Origin of the sequence: Agrobacterium sp. LR_9 (assembly GCF_041954855.1) — a bacterium.
Lineage (GTDB): Bacteria > Pseudomonadota > Alphaproteobacteria > Rhizobiales > Rhizobiaceae > Agrobacterium > Agrobacterium leguminum.
On record NZ_JAVAYA010000050.1, the window covers coordinates 1 to 3,841 of the forward strand.

The following is a 3,841-nucleotide window of genomic DNA, read 5'->3' on the forward strand; positions in this document are numbered from 1 at the left end:
CCGGGTCACTTCTCAGTGCAAATCAACACGCAAGATCGAACTCAAGTGTCCAGCTATCGGCGATGAAAGCGTCGACGGGATCTCCGATATCGCGCCGCAGCGTCTTCAGCCGCGCTGCGATCTCGTCCTGGGTCAACTCGTTCTCAGTCTTGCGCTCGCCGACGAGACCTTTGGCTTCAGGTGGCGGGATGTCCCTGTCTGGAATGAGCGCCACAGGCACCGGCACCGCATCCCCGGCCTTACGCTGCAGAATCCGGCTATAGCGGAACAGACCACGGTGGCCGACATTGACGATCGACACGCCGTGGCGGCTGAGCGGACGGTCCAGCTTCTCGGCGATTGCCGGCAGCAACAGGTGCTCGCCGTCGCCCTCGACGACAATCAGCGCACGAGCGAAGAACAGGTTGGCCTTGGTCGCATCGAGGAACCGGCGAAGGAACTCATAATCGTCCACTTCGAGTCGGGTATGGGCCGCGCCCAGCGGAAAAGCGCGGTGACCGACGATCATCGTCATGGTCTCAAGCTCAGCGCCGGCCGCGAGCTGCGGGCTATGGGTAGTGAGTAATACCTGGACCTGCTGATGGGTCTCGCCATTGCCCGGGTCCGGCTTCGCGGCGCGGGCCGCAAGCACTTCCATGAAGAGCGTCTGGTGCTGCGGATGCAGATGCGCTTCGGGCTCCTCGATCAGCAGAAACGGCACCTGGTCGGGATGCGACTGAAGCAATAGCAGCTCGGCTGCCATGAAGAGCAGGTTGTTGTAGCCTAGCCCCCGCTGCACTCGCTCCGTGCCAGCCTTGGCATTCAGATAAAGCTCGAACCTTTCGAGGATCTGATCGAACGAACCACCAGCGCCGAGGTCCAGCGTCGCAAAGAGGCGATCATCGACGAACGACAGTTTGTCGAGGAAATCAGTGTTCACGCTATTGGCCACGCCGCCCACGGCAGGGTTGTCTCGGACGGCGACATCTGCGGCGGCAAGCGTGTCATGGAGCGTAGCGTTGGCACCTGGCGCCGCCGGCTTGCTCTGAGGCCCCATCGTGGGCATTGCGCCCAGAATACGCGACAGGCGTGACCGGCGCCCCGCTCGCATCTCACGCTCGGCGTCCCGCAGAGGCTTGAGATAGGTGGCCTTCAAATACTCGCGCAGTTCCCCGTCGAGCGGTAGGCCTTCGCCTTCGGCGCCGGCGCGGTGCTGGCTGGAGATGATGCTGCCACCACCAGGAGAAACGCGGCGAGCGCCCCGCATACAGACGTGGAGACGGAGCTTCCCCTTTTCGTTGGTGCACCATTCGAGGAACCGAGCCTCTTCATCCGCGCTGAGATCGTCGAAGGTGCAGCGAATGATGAAGTCGCAACCCCGTACGCCATGGGCATCGACGTGGAAATCATGTAGGTCCGGTCGGATGTAGTCGTCGCCGCGTGTCCAGAGGACATAGCGGGCAGCATCGATGATCGCGCTCTTCCCGGCGTCGTTCGGTCCCACGAGCATATTAAGGCCGCGCGAAAGTTTCAGTTGCAGAGGAGTGTTCGGAGCAAAGCAACGAAAGCCAGCGGCATATATCTCGGAAATGTGCAAACAGATGCCCCAAATGATTCTCTGAAACGTATGGTTGCACTATAGCAGGTGCAAAAGATCTGGACCACTTCGGTCGTAAGGCAGCGGCAGCTTGGTGCAATGTCGAGGAACAGCAACCGACCAACATAACGGCGCAAAGCTGGCCAATGCCACATAGTTATCGGTTGGGGCATTTGTTCCGTATTCTGGGGTTTCCAGCTTTCGGCTTCCTGTGCCCAATTCCCTCTTTGGGATCTCTCACTGATCGATTAGCGAACGTGAGGCTGAAAATAGAACCCTTTGCATCGACGGACACTTCCGCCTTCCCAGCGTCCACCATCAGGAAGGCGGACGACATCGCGCCATTGGTATGACCGGCGAACTTCGAACAGGATAGTTAGAATTTGATCGAATCCATTTCCGGGACAGAAGGACCAGCCTGCTAGACAGCAATGACAACAGAGGCTGGCGATGGCTGAGAAGGCAGACAATATGACGAGCGAGGACCCGGGGGCGCTGATGAAGCGAATCCTGGCGAACCGCAAATCCATTGCCAAAGCCCAATTCGACATGATCGCCAGCATCGGCCAAATGCGCTCAACGATGAGCGACGACGATCTGCGCAGTTTCCTGGTTGTCGAATGCGGCATCCCGCGCAGCGACCTGCCGTCGATCTTCGCCTTCGATGAGACCCTCGGATCCTGCGAGTCACTCCTGCGCAAGCGCTGCGTCCCATTTCACGTGGTGAAGGCGCTGATCGCGACTGATGCAGATACCCGTCAAGCTGCGCTGGACGCTCTTGCAGACGGAACCGAGGTCGATATCCCAACCGTTGCCAGGCTCCGTCGTCTGACGATCCGCAACAGGATCGGAGCGAGCGCCTATGCCGAACGGGGCCGCCAGCGCGCGATGACGCCGACGTGAAGGGCCGAATCCGTCCCGAGATAAGCGGATTATCCGGCTTGAGGAAGACGGTCTCGGAAGGAAGCGGGATTTGGGTCCGGTCGTAGCCGGACTCCAGCTCCTTCATGAAGCGGATGAGTTGTCTGACGCGGGTCATTGAAGGCTCCGTTGAACGCAGGTGTCTGATGCCGGCCGCGCTGTGCGGCCGGGCAAGGGCTGTCTGGTGAAGGGGTGTGCTAGGGCCGGTGCGGCCCGCGCGGAGTCATGGGGTGAAGATCTCCCATCGATGACTGTCGGAGAGGCGATGGCCATGCCTTGGGCGTTCGACTATCCGGAAAGCGCGCATTTCGGCATCGCTTTCGAAATGCTGGGCGGGTCCCGTTTGGAGTGGTGAGGCTAACCGGGCAGCGGTGTCGAGCAGCGGGCTCAGTGTATTTGTGGCTCAATCGCCTGGAGTTCGGCGAGTCTCTGCGACACCTCCGGCTCCCTCAAGCCTTCGGCCCACAGCGACCTGCGCATGATGCCGACGGGACCCTTCTCCACCATCAACGGCTCTCGAAGCATGACTTTTGCGATTTCGTCATATTCACGAAACGAGTGCGCCAGGGTTGAGAACAGGTCGCGCGAAGGGATGAAAGTTCACAAGGTCATGTGGGTGGCGATGTCTCGATCCTTGCCGGTTACAGCGTATGCGACGGTGGCAGCCTGTGCGCGAAGGGAACCGCTCCCGGCGATGTTCTTCTGAACGGCGCGTTGGTCAGCGCCTTCGACAAGCTCTCGATCGACGCCACCGGCAAAATCGACATGGGTGTCGTTAGTGAGGAAGTCCATAACCGCTACAAGGAATGGGGTTTCAAGGGTCTGGGCTGGGGCTCGGTCAAACAGGCGTGGAACGATGTCGATACGACCGTCACCCGCCTTTCGGGCAATGACGTCTCGCTCAATGCCAAGGGTCCGATCACCGGTACGGGCGTGAAGATCGCCGCCGTCAACGACCTTCTGATGAAGACCGATGACACGATCCGGCTGGAAGCGGCGCAGGATGCGCTTTATTTCACGGAGAAGGGTTTTTACGTCGGGCTGAGCTTCCCGGGATCCGCCGGCATAGACGCCGCATTGAAGGGCGGCTCCAGTGGCCAGATCCTGTCGGGTCTTGCCGGCATCAATCCCGTCACCGCCAAACTCGCAACGCTTGCCAATGCCGACAATGGACTTGCGGCGGGGCTGGCTGCCGTCAATCTGGCGACTACCGGGGCCTCGATCTTTGGCGGAGCAGCGAAAGCTGGTGGCGGCGGCGATACCCAAATCTCGACCGACGCCTTCAAAAATGCACTAAACGACCGCCTCAATCCACTATCGCAGTTCACGGACGAAAACGGCAAT

General features: G+C 60.2%; 3 protein-coding genes. 2 read left to right on the forward strand and 1 reads right to left on the reverse strand.

Features of this window, described 5'->3' with window-relative positions; genetic code table 11:
• Window positions 1–22: 22 nt before the first annotated feature.
• Window positions 23–1,576, reverse strand: coding sequence for an ATP-dependent endonuclease (locus RAC79_RS25420; protein ID WP_374997683.1), 1,554 nt, complete (start codon window positions 1,574–1,576; stop codon window positions 23–25).
• Between the two features lie 450 nt (window positions 1,577–2,026).
• Here RAC79_RS25420 and RAC79_RS25425 point away from each other — a divergent pair, with 450 nt between their 5' ends.
• Window positions 2,027–2,479 carry a hypothetical protein gene (locus RAC79_RS25425; protein WP_174039190.1) on the forward strand — a complete coding sequence of 151 codons (453 nt, stop codon included), beginning with the start codon at window positions 2,027–2,029 and terminating at the stop codon, window positions 2,477–2,479.
• 630 nt (window positions 2,480–3,109) lie between these two features.
• On the forward strand, window positions 3,110–3,841 hold a 732-nt coding region (locus RAC79_RS25430), incomplete at its 3' end, for a hemagglutinin repeat-containing protein (protein WP_374997684.1).